The 21,470-nt window shown below is 46.3% G+C and carries 18 protein-coding genes; 9 read left to right on the top strand and 9 right to left on the bottom strand.

Annotation, left to right across the window (positions count from 1 at the left end):
- Nucleotides 1-43 precede the first annotated feature (43 nt).
- Entirely contained in the window at nt 44-1,069 is a 1,026-nt protein-coding gene (locus tag GY843_RS00045) for a quinone-dependent dihydroorotate dehydrogenase (protein ID WP_297305682.1), read from the top strand.
- 63 nt (nt 1,070-1,132) lie between these two features.
- On the opposite strand, the gene GY843_RS00050 is transcribed toward GY843_RS00045, so the two are convergent.
- Entirely contained in the window at nt 1,133-1,339 is a 207-nt protein-coding gene (locus tag GY843_RS00050) for a ribosome modulation factor (protein WP_286238196.1), read from the bottom strand.
- Between the two features lie 313 nt (nt 1,340-1,652).
- Here GY843_RS00050 and rlmKL point away from each other — a divergent pair, with 313 nt between their 5' ends.
- Both rlmKL and GY843_RS00060 read left to right on the top strand, forming a co-directional pair.
- Entirely contained in the window at nt 1,653-3,800 is a 2,148-nt protein-coding gene (rlmKL, locus tag GY843_RS00055; protein ID WP_297305683.1) for a bifunctional 23S rRNA (guanine(2069)-N(7))-methyltransferase RlmK/23S rRNA (guanine(2445)-N(2))-methyltransferase RlmL, read from the top strand.
- A gap of 253 nt (nt 3,801-4,053) precedes the next feature.
- Nucleotides 4,054-5,262, top strand: a complete 1,209-nt coding sequence (locus tag GY843_RS00060) for an ammonium transporter (RefSeq protein ID WP_297305684.1) — start codon at nt 4,054-4,056, stop codon at nt 5,260-5,262.
- Between the two features lie 42 nt (nt 5,263-5,304).
- Here the strand turns inward: GY843_RS00060 and GY843_RS00065 are convergent, their stop codons facing one another.
- Nucleotides 5,305-5,808: a tautomerase family protein gene (locus tag GY843_RS00065; RefSeq protein WP_297305685.1), complete on the bottom strand. Its 504-nt coding sequence runs from the start codon at nt 5,806-5,808 to the stop codon at nt 5,305-5,307.
- A 115-nt stretch (nt 5,809-5,923) separates the two neighbouring features.
- Between GY843_RS00065 and GY843_RS00070 the strand changes: the two genes are divergently transcribed.
- A complete protein-coding gene (locus tag GY843_RS00070) occupies nt 5,924-6,784 on the top strand; it encodes a LysR substrate-binding domain-containing protein (protein ID WP_297305686.1) in 861 nt (286 codons plus the stop codon).
- Nucleotides 6,785-6,848: 64 nt separating this feature from the next.
- Here GY843_RS00070 and GY843_RS00075 read toward each other — a convergent pair whose 3' ends face one another.
- The 7 genes from GY843_RS00075 to gltA all read right to left on the bottom strand — a co-directional run bounded on the left by GY843_RS00075 (nt 6,849) and on the right by gltA (nt 14,722).
- Nucleotides 6,849-7,634, bottom strand: coding sequence for a heme ABC transporter ATP-binding protein (locus tag GY843_RS00075; protein ID WP_297305687.1), 786 nt, complete (start codon nt 7,632-7,634; stop codon nt 6,849-6,851).
- Nucleotides 7,631-8,695, bottom strand: a complete 1,065-nt coding sequence (locus GY843_RS00080) for an iron ABC transporter permease (RefSeq protein ID WP_297305688.1) — start codon at nt 8,693-8,695, stop codon at nt 7,631-7,633. Before GY843_RS00080 ends, GY843_RS00075 begins: the two co-directional genes overlap by 4 nt.
- Nucleotides 8,692-9,546, bottom strand: coding sequence for a hemin ABC transporter substrate-binding protein (locus GY843_RS00085; RefSeq protein WP_297305689.1), 855 nt, complete (start codon nt 9,544-9,546; stop codon nt 8,692-8,694). The genes GY843_RS00080 and GY843_RS00085 overlap by 4 nt, the downstream gene beginning before the upstream one ends.
- Nucleotides 9,546-10,628, bottom strand: a complete 1,083-nt coding sequence (locus GY843_RS00090) for a ChuX/HutX family heme-like substrate-binding protein (RefSeq protein WP_297305690.1) — start codon at nt 10,626-10,628, stop codon at nt 9,546-9,548. The genes GY843_RS00085 and GY843_RS00090 overlap by 1 nt, the downstream gene beginning before the upstream one ends.
- Nucleotides 10,629-10,820: 192 nt before the next feature.
- Entirely contained in the window at nt 10,821-11,003 is a 183-nt protein-coding gene (hemP, locus tag GY843_RS20965) for a hemin uptake protein HemP (RefSeq protein WP_367183775.1), read from the bottom strand.
- A 166-nt stretch (nt 11,004-11,169) separates the two neighbouring features.
- On the bottom strand, nt 11,170-13,152 hold the full coding sequence (locus GY843_RS00100; protein ID WP_297305691.1) for a TonB-dependent hemoglobin/transferrin/lactoferrin family receptor: 1,983 nt from the start codon (nt 13,150-13,152) through the stop codon (nt 11,170-11,172).
- A 292-nt stretch (nt 13,153-13,444) separates the two neighbouring features.
- Nucleotides 13,445-14,722 (bottom strand): citrate synthase, encoded by a 1,278-nt coding sequence (gene gltA, locus GY843_RS00105; RefSeq protein ID WP_297305692.1) that lies wholly within the window; start codon nt 14,720-14,722, stop codon nt 13,445-13,447.
- A 452-nt stretch (nt 14,723-15,174) separates the two neighbouring features.
- Here gltA and sdhC point away from each other — a divergent pair, with 452 nt between their 5' ends.
- The 5 genes from sdhC (at nt 15,175) to GY843_RS00130 (ending at nt 21,464) form a co-directional block, all read left to right on the top strand.
- Nucleotides 15,175-15,552, top strand: a complete 378-nt coding sequence (gene sdhC / locus GY843_RS00110) for a succinate dehydrogenase, cytochrome b556 subunit (protein ID WP_297305693.1) — start codon at nt 15,175-15,177, stop codon at nt 15,550-15,552.
- The gene (gene sdhD / locus GY843_RS00115) at nt 15,546-15,893 is read left to right on the top strand and encodes a succinate dehydrogenase, hydrophobic membrane anchor protein (protein WP_297305694.1); all 348 of its coding nucleotides are present in this window, start codon (nt 15,546-15,548) and stop codon (nt 15,891-15,893) included. The genes sdhC and sdhD overlap by 7 nt, the downstream gene beginning before the upstream one ends.
- A 3-nt stretch (nt 15,894-15,896) precedes the next feature.
- Nucleotides 15,897-17,669, top strand: coding sequence for a succinate dehydrogenase flavoprotein subunit (gene sdhA, locus GY843_RS00120; protein ID WP_297305695.1), 1,773 nt, complete (start codon nt 15,897-15,899; stop codon nt 17,667-17,669).
- Between the two features lie 12 nt (nt 17,670-17,681).
- Complete coding sequence (locus tag GY843_RS00125; RefSeq protein WP_297305696.1) at nt 17,682-18,386, top strand: succinate dehydrogenase iron-sulfur subunit; 705 nt, start codon at nt 17,682-17,684, stop codon at nt 18,384-18,386.
- Nucleotides 18,387-18,629: 243 nt separating this feature from the next.
- On the top strand, nt 18,630-21,464 hold the full coding sequence (locus tag GY843_RS00130; protein WP_297305697.1) for a 2-oxoglutarate dehydrogenase E1 component: 2,835 nt from the start codon (nt 18,630-18,632) through the stop codon (nt 21,462-21,464).
- Nucleotides 21,465-21,470 lie beyond the last annotated feature (6 nt).

Raw genomic sequence — 21,470 nt, forward strand, 5'->3', positions numbered from 1 at the left:
GCCTCGCCTATAATCGTGCAAATTTTCTCCATCGGGAACCACTATGTTGTATTCACTGACACGATCACTGATGTTTCAGCTTGATCCTGAACTGTCTCATAACGTATCGCTGCACTCTATGAACCTTGCTGCGTCGTTAGGAGTTAATAAGTTATTAGGCGCTGAAAATCTGTCTGATCCTGTTCAGGTGATGGGTATTAACTTCCCAAACCGTGTTGGTCTTGCGGCAGGTCTCGATAAAAATGGTATCGCAGTCGATGGTATGTCGGCGATGGGGTTTGGTTTTATTGAGGTGGGTACAGTTACTCCACGTCCTCAGCCGGGTAATCCTAAACCTCGTATATTCCGTCTTCCAGAACAGCAGGCGATTATTAATCGTATGGGTTTTAACAACGATGGTGTTGATACTCTGCTGACTAATCTGGATAAGAGCCGCTATAAAGGGGTGTTGGGCATCAACATCGGCAAAAATAAAGATACCCCTAATGAAAAGGCTAACGAGGACTATCTACTGTGCCTGCGCAAAGTCTACGCGCGTGCTTCCTATATCACAGTGAATGTCTCTTCCCCGAATACACCAGGCCTGCGAACGCTTCAGTATGGTGAGTCATTGAACAGCCTGCTGGATGCGCTGAAATCTGAACAGGCTAAGTTGGCTAAGTTTCATGATCGCTATGTGCCGATTGCTGTAAAAATTGCCCCGGATATGACTGATGAGGAAGTGGCATTGGTTGCATCTTCTCTTAAAGCCTATGAGATGGATGGTGTTATTGCGACCAATACTACGCTATCTCGTGAGGGGGTTGAGGGACTTGAGCATGCCAATGAAGATGGCGGCCTTTCCGGTGCGCCGGTAAGAAATAAATCAACTAAAGTGATTCGTACGCTGGCTGAGGAGCTCGATGGCGCTCTGCCAATTATTGGCGTAGGTGGTATCACTGAAGGTATTGATGCGGCAGAAAAGATTGAAGCGGGTGCAAGCCTGGTGCAGATCTATAGCGGTTTTATTTATAAAGGTCCGCAGCTGGTAGCAGATTCTGTTAAAGCTATTCAGCAGTTGGAGAAGTGATATTCTTTTGGGAATAAAAATAAAAGGCTCCCGAATGGGAGCCTTTTATTTTGAGTAAGGTTGTCAATGTAATGCAGGGTCTGACTGGATCGCTGAAACTCCATCCATACCGTTCCAGTGAGCTTCGCGGCCTTGACGCCATCCACTCATCCAGTGGCTTCTTAGATCTGAGGTGTTAACTGGACAATTGTCCCGGGACTTTCCACTTAAACCGGCTTGAAAGCCACGATTGAAAAGTGTGCTAGTACGATCACGTTTCTGTCTCTTCATATATGTAAAGCCTCTCTTCGATTTTTAGTTTTTGAGAGCAGCGGTTCCTTGAGACGTGGTATCCGCTTAAAATCTGCCGAACCGGTTTGTTAAAAATGGCAGGGCAGACTTCTATAAATATCTGAAAAAGAGTCTTGGCGCGATTGAATGTAGCTATCATGTTACCTATCTGTAATAAATACAGTTAGTGTGTGCCTGCAAAAAAACCAGTACATTCATTGAGTTAGTTATTGAATGAATCTACGTGTCGGAAGGTGAATTATTTTCATCACCTTCTCATTATTAATGAAAAGTATATTGAGTAATAAAGATTATGAAACTGTTTCTGACTTGCCCTAAAGGCCTTGAGCAGCTGCTTGAAGAGGAGCTGAAGCAGCTTGGTGTTACTGATACTAAGCAGACAGTTGCTGGCGTGCAGTGTCAGGGAGAGTTAGAAGATGCATACCGGATCTGTCTCTGGTCGAGATTAGCTAACCGTGTTTTGATGCCTCTGTTTGAAGGTGAAGCTGAAACGGCTGATGATCTTTATAAAGCGGTACAACAGATTGATTGGCTAGAACATATGCGCAGTGAAGGAACATTGCTGATAGATTTTAGTGGCCAGACCCGCGGTATCAACAACACTCATTTCGGTGCATTAAAAGTGAAGGATGCGGTCGTCGATCAGATTCGAGATAAAACGGGTGCTCGCCCAAGTATTGATAAGGTAGCGCCTGATTTAAGAGTTAATGTTCGAATGCACCGTGGGAAGATTACCATTGCTTTGGATCTCTCGGGCGATAGTCTGCATCGTCGTGCTTATCGTTTGAAGGCGGGTGAGGCCCCGTTGAAAGAGAACCTCGCGGCTGCACTTTTGACAAGAAGTGGCTGGCCGAAAAGGGCTGAAGAGTCGGGATTAGTCTTGGACCCGATGTGTGGCTCGGGAACGTTGTTGATTGAAGCCGCGATGATGGCGGCGGATATTGCTCCGGGTTTACAACGTAAGCGTTTTGGCTTCTCGCGCTGGACAGGTCATCAACGTGATGTCTGGGATCAGTTGGTGGCTGAAGCACAGGCAAGAAAAGCAAAAGGTTTATTATCGCTGGATTTGAATCTGTTTGGCCGTGATCAGGATAAACAAGTTCTTCGTTCCGCGCGCCAGAATGCAGAACGAGCTGGTGTTGCAGAATTTATCGATTTTGCTACCTGTCGCCTTGAAGATCTTGATCGCGCTGAATTACCAGTAGAAGGTGAAGGTTTGTTGATTACCAACCCTCCTTACGGCGAGCGCCTCGGTGAAACACAGCAACTTATGTTCCTCTATCGCCACCTTGGCGATAAGTTAAAGGCGCAATTTGCTGGATGGACTGCGGCAATTTTTACTTCGAATCCTGATCTTTGCAAAGTGACAGGCTTGCGAGCTGACAAACAGTACAAACTGTTTAATGGTGCATTGGAAAGTCGTCTATTCATTTACCCTATTTCTGAGCGTAAAACTGAAGCTGCTCAGACTGAAACATCTGAAAAAGCACCTTTAAGTGAAGGGGCTCAGATGTTTGCTAACCGCCTCCAGAAGAATAGAAAACAGATGGCGAAATGGGTTAAACGTGAGCAAATTGAGTGTTATCGGCTCTATGATGCTGATATTCCAGAATACTCAGTCGCTGTAGATAAATATGGTGACGAGATCCATGTACAGGAATATGCAGCACCGAAGAAAATTGATCCTGTAAAAACCTTTGCTCGCCTACAAGATGTGATGAATGCACTACCTGTTGTACTGGATATGCCTGCGGAGAAAATTATCCTCAAGCAGCGGAAGAAGCAACAGGGAAGTAATCAGTATGAGAAACAGGGTGAAACTCACCGTTTTAAAGAAGTGAATGAGCATGGTTGTCGTCTTCTGGTAAATCTTCATGATTATCTGGATACAGGCCTCTTTTTGGATCACAGGCCAATGCGTAAGCGTATCCAGCAGGAATCTGCGGGCAAAGATATGCTTAACCTGTTCTGCTACACAGGCACTGCTTCGGTGCACGCAGCTGTAGGTGGTGCTCGTTCTACAACCAGTGTGGATATGTCAGCGACTTATCTTAACTGGGCTAAGCGAAACATGGATCTTAATGGTCTGGATAATGCGTCTAATACCCAAGTTCAGGCAGACTGTCTGAAATGGCTGCGAATGCAGCGTGGTGCCGATTATGATCTTATCTTTATGGATCCACCGACTTTTTCTAATTCAAAGAGAATGGAAGGGGTGCTTGATGTACAGCGGGATCATGCGGATCTGATTGATGGCGCGATGCGTCTTCTGCGTAAAGATGGCGTGTTGTATTTCTCCAACAACTATCGTCGCTTCAAAATCGATCACGATGCGTTGGCAGATTATGAAATCAAGGAGATTACACATTCAACACTAGATCCGGACTTCAAGCGGAATGACCGGATTCATTGCTGTTTCCGTATCACTCATAAATCCTGATGATCTAACTTGGTGCGAATGCTCTTTTTTGGCATAAACTATGCATTAAAATAGCACATAAATTGACCGTTTCCTGAGAATATTATCGGTAAAAAATCTCTAGCCTTTTGAAAATAAAGGATAAAAAGAGAAATTAGATAGTTTTTGGAAGGGGTTATAGATAAAGAATGCCCTTAAATGGTGCATCAAAATAGTGCAATGTCAAAAAGAGCGTTCCTTTGTGGTGCGCACGCCAAGAAACAGGAGATTATAAGTGGAAAACGTCAACAGCGCGGTTGAGACGCTTATTCAGAGTTCAAATACTCTATTCATTTTGATGGGCGCAATCATGGTATTTGCGATGCATGCCGGATTTGCCTTTCTTGAAGTTGGTACGGTTCGTCACAAGAACCAGGTTAACGCCCTAGTTAAAATTCTGACCGACTTTGGCTTTTCAGCCATGGCCTACTTCTTTGTAGGTTACTGGGTTGCTTACGGAGTGACCTTCTTCTCCCCTGCAGCGGAGTTGGCTGCGAACAATGGATATGAGTTAGTTAAATTCTTCTTCCTGATGACCTTTGCAGCAGCGATTCCTGCAATTGTTTCCGGTGGTATTGCCGAGAGAGCTAAATTTTGGCCGATGTTGATTGCATCTGCATTAATTGTGGCATTTGTATATCCATTCTTTGAAGGCATTATCTGGAACGGAAACTTCGGTTTCCAGGCTTGGTTGGAAGAAAGCTTTGGTGCGGGTTTCCATGACTTTGCTGGTTCTGTTGTAGTACATGGCGTTGGTGGCTGGTTGGCACTGGTTGCGGTAATTATGCTGGGTATTCGTAATGGCCGTTATAAAGGCGGTAAACTTGTTGCGTTCCCGCCTTCTAATATTCCTTTCCTGGCACTGGGTGCGTGGATTCTGTGTATTGGTTGGTTTGGCTTTAACGTGATGTCTGCTCAGACAATGGACGGAATCTCTGGTCTGGTGGCTGTTAACACGTTGATGGCTATGGTTGGCGGTATCATCACTGCACTGATCTTTGGTAAGAATGACCCAGGCTTTATCCATAACGGTCCTCTGGCGGGTCTGGTAGCAGTATGTGCGGGCTCTGATGTGATGCACCCAATGGGCTCTCTTATTGTTGGTGGTGTGGCCGGCGCTATCTTCGTTATTCTATTTACCGTAGCGCAAAACAAATGGAAGATTGATGACGTGCTGGGTGTATGGCCGTTGCACGGTGTTTGCGGTGCTTGGGGTGCGATTGCTTGCGGTATCTTTGGTACAGAAGCGCTTGGCGGTCTTGGTGGTGTGAGCATGATGTCTCAGATCATCGGTACGGCTGCGGGTATTGCTGTAGCAGTAATCGGTGGTGTGATTGTATACGGTGGTGTGCGTGCCGTATCTGGTCTGCGTCTGAGCCAGGAAGAAGAATACAATGGTGCTGACCTGTCGATTCACAAGATCGAATCTACTTGCGAAAACTGAGCACTGACTTGAACTAAAAAACCGGGCTTGTGCCCGGTTTTTTTATGCCCTGCTGAATACGGATTTGAGCTTTGCTAGATATTCCCAAGCCAGACCTGATCGCAGGTATTTCCCTTTCTGTAGGTAATAATTCGTGTCCACAGAGCCATCTGAGGTACGTTTGATTCGCCGCTCTTCCTGAGTCTTACCCCCGTATCCCCAGTCCGTTGTAGGAATTTCATCGAGCTGTACGTAGCTGACTTCATTTATTGGGCCGTAATGCTCATCTAACAGTTCATGAAAGGCATCAATAGCCTGGGCTTTTTGCTCTTCTGTATTGGTGTTCTCACTGATCTTGGCAATCACCTGGGCGCTAAAGTCACTTGTATCAGACAACTTGTTATTCCCAATAAACCAGTGCTTTGGTTCCAGAACCGAGATATTGACCGCAGTGAGTTCCGGTTTCTTTCCCAGAATGGACTCCATTATTTTTGTTGCACCTGCAGCTAATTGGCTTGCCTGATGTGGCGATATCTCATGTGTTAATTGAATATTGATTAAAGGCATTTTGGTTCCTCCCTGTTGCTTGTAGTGAAGAATAGGAGATATCATTGTTTTAATATAATGATTAATTTGTTTTAAATTGATCGTGTAATGCGATTGATTTGACTTGGTGATTGCTATGGCGCTTCCAAATATAAGTAGTGAGCTATTAAGGACATTTATTGCTGTTGTTGAGCAGGATGGATTTATTAAGGCCGCAGATTTATTGAACAAAACTCAATCTACCGTTAGCCAGCAGGTAAAAAAACTGGAACAGGAGATAGGGGTAGGGTTGTTTTCTACTCTTGGCCGAAAACGGATCCTTACTAATGAGGGGGAGATGCTGCTCGGTTATGCGAGACGAATGCTGGCTTTGCAAGATGATGCAATTGCATCCCTACGTGTTAGTGATATGTCTGGTGAGTTGCGATTAGGTGTGTCTCAAGGCATGTCTGAGGGTTTGTTGCCGATGCTTTTGGCAGATTTTTGTCGATCAAATCCCGCAGTAAGGTTTAGCGTTGAAACTGATTTTAGTCTGGACCTCAATGCCCGATTTGAGCGTGGTGAATATGATCTTATACTCACACTGTCTATGGATAGAGGTGAGGGGAAAGGTGAGCTGCTAGGCGTAGAATCACTGGCTTGGATTGGTGCAGAGGGTTGGCAGTGGTCAGGATCGCGTGAACTACCTTTAGCTATGTACACAGGTAAATGTCAGTTCCGGCGATACTCTGTCAAAGCTTTGGAGCGTAAAGGTATACCTTGGCGGCTAATGTACACAACAAGCAGTCATCAGGGGTTAATGGCAGCGGTGAAAAGTGGTTTGGCGATCACGGCTAGGCCGCAAAGTGCAGTGGTAGACGGTACAGAGTTGCTAGGCGACAGGCTGGGCTTACCAGCACTGCCTGAAGTGTATAGTTGGTTGCGCTATAAACCTGAGCTTGAAGAGGGTCGCCTGTTAGCTGATAAGTTTAAGGCTTCTGCTTTAAGAGCCGTTTAGGTTCATAAATTATATAAGCCGCCACTAAGCGGCTTTTCGTGAATGATGAATCATATCAGACAGGTTATGCTGAGCTGATAACCAGAGGTCTCTGGCTTTTGGGGTTTGCTAACACATCAACTTCTATGTCTAAAAGCTGCTGAATTGTATTAGGTGTTAGTACATCGACTACATTACCTTCTGCATGTACGCGGCCCTCTTTCAGCATCATGATTCTATCGGCATACTCTGAGGCTAGGTTCAGGTCATGCAAAATAGCTACAACCCCCACACCCTTGTGACTCAGTTCCTTTGCAAGTTTTAGAATCAGGTGCTGGTGTGATAGATCCAAAGCTGAAGTTGGCTCGTCTAAAAGTAAAAAACGATCTCCGTAAATAACATCAGGCGCTTCCCAGATCTGAGCTAGAATTCTCGCTAGCTGAACTCGCTGTTTTTCCCCTCCAGATAGAGAAAGGTAGGAGCTTTCGGCTAAGTGGCTGGCATCAACTGTTTGCAATGCTTCCCAGGTTATTTCTCGATCCCTGATTCTTCCTGTGCTATGTGGAAGACGGCCAAGCATAACGACCTCATAGGCTGAAAAAGGGAAGTTCAACATGGATGATTGAGGTAGAACTCCGAGCTGAAGGGCAATTTCCTCGGGTTTCCAATCGGTATAGTTCTTACCATTCAGTTCCACCTCACCTTCAAAGAATACAAACTCCCGGGTTAGAACTTTGAATAATGAGGATTTTCCTGCGCCGTTAGGACCAAGAATGGCCAGGAATTCACCTGGATGTACTGCAAGATTTACACTCTGTAGCAGTGTTTTTTTACCAATATTTAGATTGATGTCACGAGCGATTAGGCTCATATGCTGAACCTCTTTGCTCTGAACATAATGAGTGCAATAAAAAACGGCCCGCCAATAATGGATGTGATTAACCCTATAGGTAGTTCAGCGGGAGCGATCATCGTTCGTGAGATCATATCTGCACAGAGAAGAAACAAACCTCCCAACATGGCAGACGCAGGCAGAAGGTAGCGGTGATCTGGGCCAAGGCTCATACGAATCAGATGTGGAACGATTAAACCTACAAAGCCGATCATGCCAGCAACGGCCACGGCAGCGCCTACAGCGAGGGCGGAAAGGAGAATAACTTGGCGTTTCACCTTATTGACGTTTACACCAAGGTGTCGGGCTTCGGATTCGCCTAGCAGTAGGGCGTTCAGGCTTTTAGCTTTTAACGGAATCAGGATGATTGCGAGTAGGATTAATATGCCGGACGCAATCACTGCTTCCCAGGTTGATCCTCCTAAGCTACCCATTGACCAAAATGTCAGAGTGCGCAGCTGATTGTCATCAGCAAGATATGTGAAAATTCCAATGCCAGATCCGGTAATAATATTAATCGCCAGACCCGCTAAAAGCATAGTGACTATGGAGGTTCCAAATTTATTGGTGGCAATTTTTGCAACCAGTAGAGTAGTAATAAAACCACCAATAAAAGCTGCTACAACAAGGCTATAGGGTTCAAGCCAGTCTTTTAAGAAAAGCAAAGGACCATTACCCAGAACAATCATACCGACTGCTGCAAAAGCAGCACCACCTGAAACCCCAATAAGTCCAGGGTCGGCGAGAGGATTGCGGAACAACCCTTGAATAGCTGCACCACTCACCGCAAGCGCTGCACCAACAAGGATGCTGAGTATTGCGCGAGGTAGTCTGATTTGTTCAATAATGGTTGAGACATGTTGAGGAGCTGTACTGCTTTGATAGCCTACAAAGCTACTAAGAGAAGACAGGGCGTCTATCATGGTGATGTTCATCGGCCCAACAGCAATAGAAATAGGTAAAGCAAAACACAGGGCCAATGCTAGGAGGGCAAGACTGAATTTAATTGTCCTGTGTTTTTTATCTAAGACTTCATTCATTTTTGAGCTGTTATCTGTTGCGGATATAGTCGCTGGGATAGTTCTTCAATTGCGTCCCCAATTCGAGGACCAAAGCCAAGTAGATACATCCCATCCATGCTGATTAAGTGTTGGTTTGCAGCTGCATTAGTCAGCATAAAGCCGGGTTTGCTAAACAACTCTTCGGCAGGGGTACTATGTTCACGCCTGGCCATCATCAAAATGACATCTGGATTTGCGAGGGCAACGGCTTCAGGTGAGATAGGTTTATAGCCTTGTAAGCCTTCAACCGCATTGATTCCGCCGGCCATTTTAATGATGCTTTCGGCGTGAGTGTTGTGGCCTGCAACGATTGGGCTTTTTTCACTCATGCTCAAAACAAACATGACTTTGACTGGTTGGGTTATGGTTTTGGATTTTGCCTTGGATGCTTCTACTTTTCTCTTAACTTTTTGCCAGAGCGCTTCCCCTTCCTCTTGTTTCCCAAGCGTTTCAGCAACGCCGATAATTTTTTCTTTAACAGCTTCGAGGTTGGGAGCAGAGCTGAATGTCTTGATATCAAGTCCGGTCTGTTTTAGCTGGTTTAAGCTCTTTGGTGGACCTGAATCTTCTGTAACGAGAAGAAGATCGGGCGTTAGAGATAATACTCCTTCCACTGAGATGGCGCGTTTGTAACCAATTTGGGGCAATTTGCTAGCTTCCTCTGGAAAGTTAGAGGTCGTATCTACGCCAGCAAGTTTATTTTCAGCGCCTAAAAGGTAAACGATTTCGGTCAGTGAACCGTCCGCTGTAACGATGCGTTCAGTGGATGCAGCGAGGGGCTGCATCCACAAAACTGCACAGATTGAAATGAGCAGTTTTTTCAGTTTCATTAAGCAACTACCTTTTCCTGGGTTGATTCAGCAAGTTCTCGCCATTGTGGGTTTTCTGGTGAGCCTTCCTGACGTACGCCAAAGAACTGAGCTACGGTTTCTCCCTCTTGATCATAGAATTCCAGGGAGGTGACTGTGCCGTCCTCAGTTGGCTTTCTGACTAGCCATGCAGATGTGATTTCTGGTTGTAGCAGGTGTAGGTTAAATTCCGGGTCCAAGACATTAAGCCAAGGCCCCATCACTTTGATATTTTTAATCTCACCCGTGTGGATTTGAATATTGCCGTGATTTCCGACAAAGCACATGATCGGTAGCTGTGTTTCTGAAGCGGTATTCAGAACTCTTTCCAATGTGTTTGGGGAAATTGGTTCGGCGTAAGGAGCACCGGTTAGGCGAAACGCCTGTTCGCGGCTGATCTTATAACGGCGAAGCATTCCGAAGAATTGGTGAACATCCGTCATTTTTTTCCAGTCTGTACGAAGTTGTTCTGAATCAACTTCTGTATCAGGTGCGTATTCTGGAGCTTCAGCACTAGCTTCAAATGTAAGTGCTGTATCTTGCTCACCGTTTTTGAACTCAGAAATGAGATCAGAATAAGCCTGGTTGTTACTGTCTTCCTGCAAGAATATTTTTTGGATGGCAACGCCTGCCTTGTCAAAAAATTGCAGGCTATAACGGTCGCCGCGAGGTGTATTTTCCGCAACGGCAAAGCCGAATGCCCAGCGTGTAAGTATGATCCTTAGGTCAATTTTTCTATCGGGCGTGATCACCAAGCCCATAGGGCCATTAATTTTGACATTACTGTATATGCCATGCCTTTCATGTACCGCTGCTTTGTTGCGAGTCAGGCTCATGATGTGACCAAGGGAGGGGAGTGTTTCGATGATCTCTTTAAACTGGTCATTAAGACGTATCGATCTAACACCGCATTGATTATCGATTAGCGCTGCTTCAGGTACTTTGAGTTTATCCGCAATGTCTTTGCGGCGAAGGCTGGGCTCGGTTTGTTCTAATTTTGTAAACGCTTCAAAAACTCGGCTTGCAGTAATGCTGCGATCAAAAAGTATCTCTAATTGGCTCATAATTCTATTTCCTAGGGTTTGAAGGTTTCAGGCAAAGCCCTGATCGAAGCAGAGCTGCTGGAAGGGTGCCAGCAACGCGCAAGTGGAACTTCAGCGAACTGAATATTTGTGTTCCACAAGCGGTTGCTGGCTGCCTGAAGCTGACCTTGAAAGATGAGCTGTAGTAGGTGGCTGGCTAGGGCCTGAAGGACCTTACTTAGTTAAAATTAACTTACCATTCTTGGTAATACGTAGCTTGTAAGGCTGGTGGTTGTGCACAATCGTAACTTCATTGGTCTCTCTGAAAAGCTCATCAGTGCTCATCCATCGCCTTGTGGATTCGCCGTGTCCATGGACAGGGCATTGGTTATCAGACATATACCACCCAATTAACATTAAAAGGTAATGCGAATCATACTCATTTATTTTCTTAAGTCAATCTAATATAAATAGAATCGTGGTATTAAGATCAAGGGTTGCAGCAGTTTTCTAGCTCTAAAAAACTGAAGGTAAATGCTGTGAGTGATGCAGAGCTCTATAAGTCGAGCTCTGCATCTGATCTTTAGAACTTATAAGCTGCTGAGATTACGATCTCTCTTCCGGCTTCATCCAATTGTGACCAAGCACGGCGATAATGCTCGTCAGTGATGTTGTTAATTGTGAAATCAACCTTAAGTGCTTCTATTGAAGCGGGTTCCCAGCTCGCGTAGATATCCGTGACCGTATAATTGTCATAAGTTGCCGTAGTCGAGCGGTTTTGCTCCTCGGCATGGATCACTCTTACCCCTGTTGTGAGTTGCTTGTTTAGAACGGTGTAACTAGCTCCTGCAGTCCAGGTATCTGCTGGTATATTATTCAAAGGGTCGCCGGATTTTCGATCTTTCCCGCGCGTTTGGCCGTAACCAAACTTGAACTTAAAGTTATCTTTTTCATAAAGAGTTTCAATCTCAAATCCTTTAAGCTCTGCCTCGTCTACATTGCTCCAGAACGTATTTCCTGCGTCCATTACTGGGAAGAATGTAGGAGGGGTTACCGTCTGTTCAATGAAGTCATCCACTTTATTTTTGAAAATAGAGCCTTTCACTTGAAAATTGTTACTTAGATTCAATGTGGCAATTAGTTCTGTGTTTGCGGCTTTTTCAGGTTTTAGATCAGGATTGGACTGAAACGTATTACAGAAGCCGGGGAACATGCAAAAATGCGTGCCCGTGCTATACAGTTCCTCTGCCTCAGGCGCTCTAAATGCTCGATCATGTCTCAATGTGAGTTCCAGAGCATCATTGGTTTGCCAAATCACAGCCGCTGAAGGGGAGAATTGATTGTCTGAGCGGCTCTCGTTGAGGTTTTTCGCATCAACGCCGAAATAATCGTATCGACCTCCTAGCTCCACTTTGAGCGACTCTTGTAATGGGAAGGTTAATTGTGCGAATGCCCCCCACACGTCAATCTCAGCTTTCGGCGGAGCTGGGCGATTAGTGCCACTCCGTTTTGCTTCAAAGTCGCTGTGGTAACCATCTATGCCATAGATTAGGGTGCTGTTACCCAATTTAGATTGGTTATTTGCGTTAATGCCATAAGTGTCTTTTTCGGTGCTATCAAAGCGTCCATCGCTGACTCTGTTTTCATCTACTTCAACCCCATTCCAGTAGGCAAGAACCTGAGCATTAACCAAAGGCGAAGTGGTTTTAATTCGATAATCAGCAGATATATTATTGTTAACCTGGTCTTTATCAATCAGAAATACACTAGTGCCATTCACGTTGGAAGAGCCATTAGAGGGGACTCCGCCTGATACATCAGCATGTCGGAAGTTCAGAGCTAAAGATTGTTGCTCATCAAGTTGCCAGTTAATTTTCCCGAGGAAGCCTTGATCACGGGAAGCAGAGTCTTCTACAAGGGTGTTGTTTCCTGTCTCTATGTCATTAGAGTCTCGGTAATAGCCGCTGAATAACCAGTCGATGTTATTTCTTTGTCCAGCAATAAGGGCTGTCGTGGAGGTTTGGTCATTATTGAAATTCCAACCAGTTTTGATGAGGCCGCCAACATCTTGATCTGCTTCCAGAATATCAGAAGGCTCAACTGTATTTTGAGATACAACGCCGCCTAGTGCTCCTGAGCCCCAAAGGGTACTAGCAGGACCTTTGATGACCTCTACACTTTTTAGCAATATAGGATCCAAAAAGTAGCTTGCTCTATGCCCGGATTCGAAGTCTTGTCGCACACCATCAACCGTTTGGACAATGCGTTCATCCCCTAACCCTCTGATATTTATCGTTTGGTAACCGGGACGTGAGCCACCTTCGATTAGGATATTGGGTTCAAATGCTAAAATTTCTGCTACAGACTGAGGTTGAATCGTATCTATTTCCTCTTTTTCAATAACAGAAATCGAGCGAGAAACATCTTCAAGTGGCTGTTCAATGCGAGTGGCTTGAATAACCATTTTGCTACCGACTAACAAAGCGGCGCTTGTCTCTGCGTTGACTTGGGTAATTGCGAGTGATAGCAGGCTTGCTGCTACGGGAATGGGTTTGATATTGCTCATGAGTTAGCTCTAATAGTTCGCCAAAGCAGCCTCTGGGTAGCCCCGAGAGTGCTTAAAATTTAAGATTTTGTTAATCGTGATTTGGCTGGCTAACTATTAAAGCAGTGGCTGGCTAAATAAATGTGCTTTTGTCACACAAGATAATGAGAATTATACTCATTTGCAGTATTGGTGCAATAACTTATTTTGTGGTGGGGAATTGTTCTGGATAAATTTTATATTCCGTTTTTTAGGTAATAAAAAAGCCGCTATATAAGCGGCTTTTTTGGTATTGGAGATCTTACTCAGTGTTTTACTCTGGGTAACTGCGCTGAGTTGGGCCAGTGTAAAGCTGGCGAGGACGACCAATCTTGTTAGGGCTGCTGTGGAACTCGCTCCAGTGAGAGATCCAGCCGATTGTACGGGACAGAGCGAAGATCACTGTAAACATGTTGGTAGGGATACCAATTGCTTTCAGGATGATACCGGAGTAGAAGTCTACGTTCGGGTACAGTTTACGCTCAGCGAAGTACTCGTCTTCAATCGCGATCTGCTCAAGGCGTTTTGCGATTTTCAGAAGAGGATCATTTTCCAGACCTAGTTCAGCCAGTACTTCGTCACAAGATTTCTTCATTACACGTGCGCGTGGGTCGAAGTTGCGGTATACGCGGTGACCGAAGCCCATTAGACGGAATGGGTCGTTTGGATCTTTCGCTTTAGCAACGAATTCGTCGATACGTGACTCATCGCCAATCTCTTCCAGCATGTTCAGTACAGCTTCGTTTGCGCCACCGTGAGCCGGTCCCCAAAGTGCTGCGATACCTGAAGCGATACAAGCAAATGGGTTAGCACCAGAAGAACCAGCCAGACGTACGGTAGACGTGGAAGCGTTCTGTTCGTGGTCTGCATGCAGTACGAAGATGCGATCCATTGCTTTCTCAAGTACAGGGTTAACCTGGTACTCTTCGCATGGTGTGCCGAACATCATCTGCAGGAAGTTGCCTGCATAGCTCAGGTCATTGCGAGGGTACATAAACGGCTGGCCGTTTGAGTACTTGAAGCACATAGCAGCGATAGTTGGCATTTTCGCGATCAGGCGGTATGCGCAAACCTCACGGTGATGCTCATCGTTAATGTCCAGAGAATCATGGTAGAAAGAGGACAAAGCACCGACAACGCCACACATGATGGCCATTGGGTGAGCGTCACGACGGAAACCATTGTAGAAATGGTTTAGCTGCTCGTGAAGCATCGTGTGGTTTTTAACAGTGTTTACAAACTTTTCTTTCTGCTCTTTGTTCGGTAGCTCACCGTTCAACAGCAGGTAGCAGACTTCCATGTAGTCTGATTTTTCTGCCAGCTCGTCGATTGGGTAGCCGCCATGTAGCAGAACGCCTTTACCACCATCGATGAAAGTAATGCCGGAATCACATGCTGCGGTAGATACGAAACCTGGATCATAGGTGAACAGGCCTTTGCCAGTCAGAGGGCGCACATCAATCACGTCTGGACCCAAAGTGCCGGAGTAAACAGGCAGTTCGATAGCTTCATCCATACCGTCGACTGTTAAACGTGCTTTCTTATCAGCCATTAAAAGGCTCCTATCATTATGTTTTAGTTCTGTTATATGACTTTTATTTATAGTCAGATCTAAGAGTCTTGGCCCGATAGATTGGACCCACCCAATATAGAGACTGAAAAAAGTTTGTCAATCAGACTAAGTGGGTTAATTGCCGCATTGCAACAAAGATCAGGATGACTTTCTACCAAGATTCCTGAAATGACTGAATAATCATTTGGTTGTACGACTTTTGGTGTTGGTTGTTTGGTACTACTTAATTAGTCTAGACCATGGGTGAACAGGCGGGTGTTTGCATTGAATTGTTAGGGTGAAGTGCTTATACTCCTGCCCCGAAGTTTGTCCCTCGTAAGTGTCAGAGTTGATAGTTGCGAGTCTCAAGCTTGTGAAGCGAGGTACTTTATCTTCAACACTTCCGAGCAACCGAGCCCTGCAAAGGGGCCGTAAAAGTGTGAACAAGAGCCGTGAATAAGAAAAGACCTGTAAATTTAGATCTTCGAACAATCAAGCAGCCGCTTCCGGCGATTACATCCATCCTGCATCGTGCGACAGGTGTGGCGCTATTTTTTGGTGCCGTATTTGCCCTGTATGCATTGGGTTTATCTCTGGAATCAGAAGCTGGCTTCAATGAAGCCGTTGATATGTTTGAAAATGGCTTCTTTGCGAAGCTTATAGCGTGGGGAAGCGTTTCAGCTCTGCTGTATCACTTCTTCGCTGGTATCAAACACCTGGTAATGGATTTTGGCCACTGTGAAGAACTAGAAAGTGGCTTAATGGCAGCGAAAGTGACCTTGGGTCTAGCTGCTGCTGCAGTCCTCATTTCGGGAGTATGGATATGGTAACTAGTATTACTAGCTTTGGTCGTAGTGGCCTTTATGACTGGATGATTCAGCGTGTAACCGCGGTTATCCTGGCTGTCTACACCGTATTTATGATTGGTTATCTGGCGTTTGGCGCAGAACTGACTTACGAAATGTGGGTTGGTCTGTTCGAAGGAACCGCTATGCGCATCTTTACCCTGTTGGCACTGCTATCCTTTGCTGCACACGTATGGATTGGTATGTGGTCTGTTTCTACAGATTACATCAAACCAACTGGTATCCGTTTCGTGTTTCAGTCTGCATGTGGCCTGTTGACGTTTATTTACGTCGTTTGGGGCATTCAGATTCTGTGGGGTATTTAAAAGATGTCTAAACTACGTACGCTTACTTTCGACGCAATCGTTGTCGGTGGCGGTGGTGCAGGCATGCGTGCTGCACTACAGCTGGCACAGAGTGGTCTGAACACCGCTTGTGTTACAAAAGTATTCCCAACTCGTTCCCACACTGTGTCCGCACAGGGTGGTATCACTTGTGCTATCGCAAGTGCTGATCCAAATGATGATTGGCGTTGGCACATGTACGATACCGTTAAAGGTTCCGACTATATCGGTGACCAGGACGCTATCGAATACATGTGTTCTGTAGGCCCTCAGGCGGTATTTGAGCTAGACCATATGGGTCTGCCATTCTCCCGTACTGAAACAGGTCGTATCTACCAGCGTCCTTTCGGTGGTCAGTCTAAGAATTTTGGTGAAGGTGGTCAGGCTGCACGTACATGTGCTGCTGCGGACCGTACTGGTCACGCGCTTCTGCATGCTCTGTATCAGGGTAACATGAAAGCAGGTACTACCTTCCTGAACGAATGGTATGCAGTAGATCTGGTTAAGAATGACGATGGCGCAGTTGTTGGCTGTATCGCTATCTGCATCGAAACTGGCGAGACTGTATACATCAAGGCTAAAGCGACTGTTCTTGCAACAGGTGGCGCTGGCCGTATCTACTCCTCTACTACCAACGCTCTTATCAATACCGGTGACGGTATGGGTATGTCTCTGCGTGCAGGTGTTCCTGCTCAGGACATGGAGATGTGGCAGTTCCACCCAACCGGTATTGCAGGTGCAGGCGTACTTGTAACTGAAGGTTGTCGTGGTGAGGGTGGCTACCTGATCAACAAAGATGGTGAGCGTTTCATGGAACGTTATGCGCCAAACGCGAAAGACCTTGCTGGTCGTGACGTTGTGGCACGTTCTATGATCATGGAGATCCTTGAAGGCCGCGGTTGTGGTGAAGATGGCGATCACGTTTACCTGAAAATGGATCACCTGGGTGAAGAAGTACTGCACTCTCGTCTGCCAGGTATCTGTGAGCTATCTAAAACATTTGCTGCAACTGACCCAGTTGTTAAGCCGATTCCAGTTGTACCAACTTGTCACTATCAGATGGGTGGTGTTGCAACTAACATCGGTGGTCAGGCAATTGCGCCTGATAAAGATGGTAACGATACTATCGTTGATGGTCTGTACGCTTGTGGTGAAGTGGCATGTGTATCTGTACACGGTGCTAACCGCCTGGGTGGTAACTCGCTGCTTGACCTGGTTGTATTCGGTCGTGCTGCTGGTATGCAGATCGAACAGCAGATGCGTGATGGCTACGAAGTTAAAGATGCTACTGAAGCTAACATTGATGCTGCAATGGCACGCCTGAACCGTCTGAACAACTCTACAGGTGGTGAAAGTGTTGCTGAGGTTCGTAAAGAGCTGCAAAGCACTATGCAGCTGTACTTCGGTGTATTCCGTGACGGCGAAAGCATGCAGAAAGGTCTTGAGCTGCTGAAAGGTATCCGTGCCAAAATTGAAAACCTGCATCTTGAAGATAAGAGCCAGGCGTTCAACACTGCACGTATCGAAGCGCTTGAGCTTGAAAACCTGATGGAAGTTGCTGAAGCGACTGCGATCGCAGCTGAGGTTCGTAAAGAATCTCGTGGTGCGCACGCACGTAACGACTTCACTGAGCGTGATGATGAGAACTGGCTGTGCCACTCTGTTTACTTCCCAGGTGACAAGACCATTGGTAAGCGTGATGTAAACTTCGCGCCTAAGACAATGGATCCATTCCCACCTAAAGTTCGTACTTACTAAGGAGTTTCTATCATGTTGGTTAGTGTATATCGCTACAATCCTGAAACTGATGATGCTCCTTACATGCAGGATATCCACATCGATATCCCTGGTGGTAAGGACATCATGGTGCTGGATCTGCTGCAGCTTCTGAAGGACAAAGATCCGTCTCTGGCGTATCGTCGTTCTTGTCGTGAAGGTGTATGTGGTTCTGACGGTATGAACATGAACGGCCTGAATGGTCTGGCGTGTATCACACCTCTATCTGCTGTTGTTACAGAAGACAAGCTGGTTCTGCGTCCTCTGCCTGGTCTGCCGGTTATCCGTGACCTAGTAGTTGATATGACTCAGTTCTATAAAGCGTACGAGAAGATCAAGCCGTTCTTGATCAACGATACGCCGCCGCCAGCAATCGAGCGTCTGCAGTCTCCAGAAGATCGCGCTGAATTGGATGGCCTGTACGAGTGTATTCTTTGTGCATGCTGTTCAACATCTTGCCCATCTTTCTGGTGGAATCCAGATAAGTTCATCGGCCCATCTGGTCTGCTGCAAGCGTACCGCTTCCTGGCAGATAGCCGAGACACTGCGACTCGTGAGCGTCTGGCTGCTCTGGATGACCCATTTAGCGTCTTCCGCTGCCACGGCATCATGAACTGTGTGAATGTTTGTCCGAAAGGCCTTAACCCAACTAAGGCAATCGGCAAAATTCGTAACATGCTGCTGTCGCAAGCAACCTAAGAAAAAACAAAGCGGTGCCAAATGGCACCGCTTTTTTTTGCTTTAAAAAAGGTTTTTTTGCGAAAAAAACGGCCATATTCCCAAAAAGAATTATATAAAGCTCTAATTTAAAAGCTTTAAGATAGCATCTCCGAGACAGTTATAGCTGTTTGATCGGGTATTTGAAGGTAACTCAAAGAGGGGTGTTGCTCAGGGACAAAATCCTGGAGTAATAAAAAACCCCCAGAGCCAGGGTGATCAAGAATGCAAGAAAGCATCATGGATCTCATGTGGAAGAACGCTCACCTTTACGGTGGCAACCTTTCATACGTTGAAGAACTGTACGAAACATATCTGATGGATCCGAATGCGATCCCTCAGGAGTGGCGAGAAGAATTCGACCGTCTACCAAAAGTAGGCGAGAACCTGACACAGGATGTGCCACATTCTGCTATCAGAGACCATTTTCTCTATCTTTCCAAAAACCAGAAACGCGCAGCTCCTGCAGAAGTCAGCTCAGTAAGTTCTGAGCATGAGAAAAAGCAGGTGCGAGTGTTGCGTATGATCAACGCGTATCGCGTACGTGGTCATCAGGTTGCAAATATTGACCCGCTTGGTCTTATGCAGCGTGAAGATGTACCTGATCTGGATCTACGCTTCCATGAGCTTTCTGAAGCAGATCACGATACTGTATTTCAGCTGGGTTCTCTGTTCTTCGGACCAGAAGAAGCTCCACTGAAAGACATTATTGCCGACCTTAAGAAAACATATTGTTCTACAGTGGGCGCAGAGTACATGCACATTGTAGATACACAGGAAAAGCGCTGGATTCAGTCTCGCCTAGAGCCAGTACGTGCCCATCCTGAAGCTGAAGTTGAAAAGAAAAAGATGATCCTTGAGCGCCTGACGGCAGCTGAAGGTCTCGAGAAATACCTGGGTTCACGCTATGCCGGCGCTAAGCGCTTCGGTCTAGAGGGTGGTGAATCTATGATCGTATCCCTGAACACGTTGATTCAGCGTGCGGGTAAACAGGGTGCGAAAGAAGTTGTAATTGGCATGGCTCACCGTGGCCGTTTGAACACGCTGGTAAACATCTTCGGTAAAAACCCAGCGGATCTGTTTGAAGAGTTTGAAGGTAAGCGCGTTGTTGATACTTCTGGTGACGTTAAATACCACCAGGGCTTCTCATCTAACGTTGAAACTGCAGGCGGTGAAGTTCACATCGCGATGGCGTTTAACCCATCTCACCTTGAGATCGCTGCGCCAGTAGTTGAAGGTTCTGTACGTGCACGTCAGGATCGCCGTGAAGACTCTGTGGGTGATACAGTTGTTCCTGTAAACATCCATGGTGACCAGGCGTTCTGTGGTCAGGGCGTGGTAATGGAGACATTCCAGATGTCTCAGACCCGTGCTTACAAAACCGGTGGTACGATCCACATCGTTGTGAACAACCAGGTTGGTTTCACAACATCTAAGCAGGAAGACTCCCGTTCTACTGAGTACTCCACTGACGTAGCTAAAATGATTCAGGCTCCAATCTTCCATGTAAATGGTGATGATCCTGAAGCAGTACGTTTTGTAACTCAGCTGGCGGTTGACTACCGAAACGAATTTAAGAAAGACGTTGTTATCGATCTGTTCTGTTACCGTCGTCGTGGTCATAACGAAGCGGATGAGCCATCCGGTACTCAGCCACTGATGTACGCGCAGATCAAGAAGCAGAAAACAACGCGTGATCTGTATGCTCAACAGCTGATTTCAGAAGGTGTTGTCACCGCTGAAGAAAGCAAAGAGATGGAAAAAGAGTACCGCAAGCTGCTGGAAAACGGCGAGCATGTGGTTAAATCTCTGGTTCATGAGCCAAACTCTGAATTGTTTGTGGATTGGAAACCTTACCTGGGCCATGAATGGTCATTTGATTGCCCCGAAACTAAGGTTGACCTGAAACTGCTTCAGGAGTTGGGTAACAAGATCTGTGAAGTGCCTGAAGGCTTTGCTGTCCAGCGTCAGGTTCAGAAAATCATTGACGACCGTAAGCGTATGGCTCATGGCGCGATGGAACTGAACTGGGGTATGGCTGAATCTCTGGCATATGCTTCAATTCTTGCTGAAGGTCATCCAATCCGTATTACAGGTCAGGACGTTGGTCGTGGTACGTTCTCTCATCGTCATGCAGCACTGCATGACCAGAAAACAGCTGAGACGTATCTGCCACTTCAGAACCTATCCGACGAGCAGCCTCGTCTGACTCTACATGACTCCTTCCTTTCTGAGGAAGCGGTTCTGGCATTCGAGTATGGCTACGCAACAACAATGCCTAATGCACTTGTTATCTGGGAAGCTCAGTTTGGTGACTTCGCGAACGGTGCGCAGGTTGTAATTGACCAGTTCATCACATCCGGTGAGCACAAATGGCAGCGTCTGTGTGGTCTGACAATGCTATTGCCTCATGGCTTTGAAGGTCAGGGTCCTGAGCACTCATCTGCTCGTCTGGAGCGTTACCTGCAGCTATGTGCGGAACACAATATTCAGGTAGTAACACCAACAACACCAGCTCAGATTTTCCATCTGCTGCGTCGTCAGGTTGTACGTCCACTGCGTAAACCTCTGGTTGTTATGTCTCCTAAGAGTTTGCTACGTCACAAACAGGCGATTTCTACTCTGGAAGATCTGGCGGAAGGTTCATTCCAGCCAGTAATCGGTGAAGTGGATCACCTAGAACCTAAGAAGGTTAAGCGCCTTGTTCTGTGTGGCGGTAAGGTCTACTACGATCTATACAATCGTCGCGCTGAACTGGAAAAAGAAGATGTGGCGATTGTTCGTATCGAACAGTTGTACCCATTCCCTGAAGAACAGCTGGCAGAAGCGATTGCTGAATACACTAACCTGGAATCTGTGGTTTGGTGTCAGGAAGAGCCTCTGAACCAGGGCGCATGGTACTCAATGCAGCACCATATGCGTCACGTTCTGCAGAAACATGACAGCAAATTACATCTGGAAGGCGTTGCCCGTCCAGCATCTGCGGCACCAGCGGTTGGATACATTTCCGTTCACGCTGAACAGCAGGAAACACTAGTTAACGAAGCACTCAACGGTTGATCAGGC

Origin of the sequence: Neptuniibacter sp., from assembly GCF_024231755.1 — a bacterium.
Classification (GTDB): domain Bacteria; phylum Pseudomonadota; class Gammaproteobacteria; order Pseudomonadales; family Balneatricaceae; genus Neptuniibacter.

Coding starts and splice junctions, on each gene's coding strand:
- GY843_RS00045 (WP_297305682.1), top strand. CDS start 44: ATGTTGTATTCACTGACACGATCACTGATGTTTCAGCTTGATCCTGAA.
- GY843_RS00050 (WP_286238196.1), bottom strand. CDS start 1,339: ATGAAGAGACAGAAACGTGATCGTACTAGCACACTTTTCAATCGTGGC.
- rlmKL (WP_297305683.1), top strand. CDS start 1,653: ATGAAACTGTTTCTGACTTGCCCTAAAGGCCTTGAGCAGCTGCTTGAA.
- GY843_RS00065 (WP_297305685.1), bottom strand. CDS start 5,808: ATGCCTTTAATCAATATTCAATTAACACATGAGATATCGCCACATCAG.
- GY843_RS00070 (WP_297305686.1), top strand. CDS start 5,924: ATGGCGCTTCCAAATATAAGTAGTGAGCTATTAAGGACATTTATTGCT.
- GY843_RS00075 (WP_297305687.1), bottom strand. CDS start 7,634: ATGAGCCTAATCGCTCGTGACATCAATCTAAATATTGGTAAAAAAACA.
- GY843_RS00080 (WP_297305688.1), bottom strand. CDS start 8,695: ATGAATGAAGTCTTAGATAAAAAACACAGGACAATTAAATTCAGTCTT.
- GY843_RS00085 (WP_297305689.1), bottom strand. CDS start 9,546: ATGAAACTGAAAAAACTGCTCATTTCAATCTGTGCAGTTTTGTGGATG.
- GY843_RS00090 (WP_297305690.1), bottom strand. CDS start 10,628: ATGAGCCAATTAGAGATACTTTTTGATCGCAGCATTACTGCAAGCCGA.
- hemP (WP_367183775.1), bottom strand. CDS start 11,003: ATGTTAATTGGGTGGTATATGTCTGATAACCAATGCCCTGTCCATGGA.
- GY843_RS00100 (WP_297305691.1), bottom strand. CDS start 13,152: ATGAGCAATATCAAACCCATTCCCGTAGCAGCAAGCCTGCTATCACTC.
- gltA (WP_297305692.1), bottom strand. CDS start 14,722: ATGGCTGATAAGAAAGCACGTTTAACAGTCGACGGTATGGATGAAGCT.
- sdhD (WP_297305694.1), top strand. CDS start 15,546: ATGGTAACTAGTATTACTAGCTTTGGTCGTAGTGGCCTTTATGACTGG.
- sdhA (WP_297305695.1), top strand. CDS start 15,897: ATGTCTAAACTACGTACGCTTACTTTCGACGCAATCGTTGTCGGTGGC.
- GY843_RS00125 (WP_297305696.1), top strand. CDS start 17,682: ATGTTGGTTAGTGTATATCGCTACAATCCTGAAACTGATGATGCTCCT.
- GY843_RS00130 (WP_297305697.1), top strand. CDS start 18,630: ATGCAAGAAAGCATCATGGATCTCATGTGGAAGAACGCTCACCTTTAC.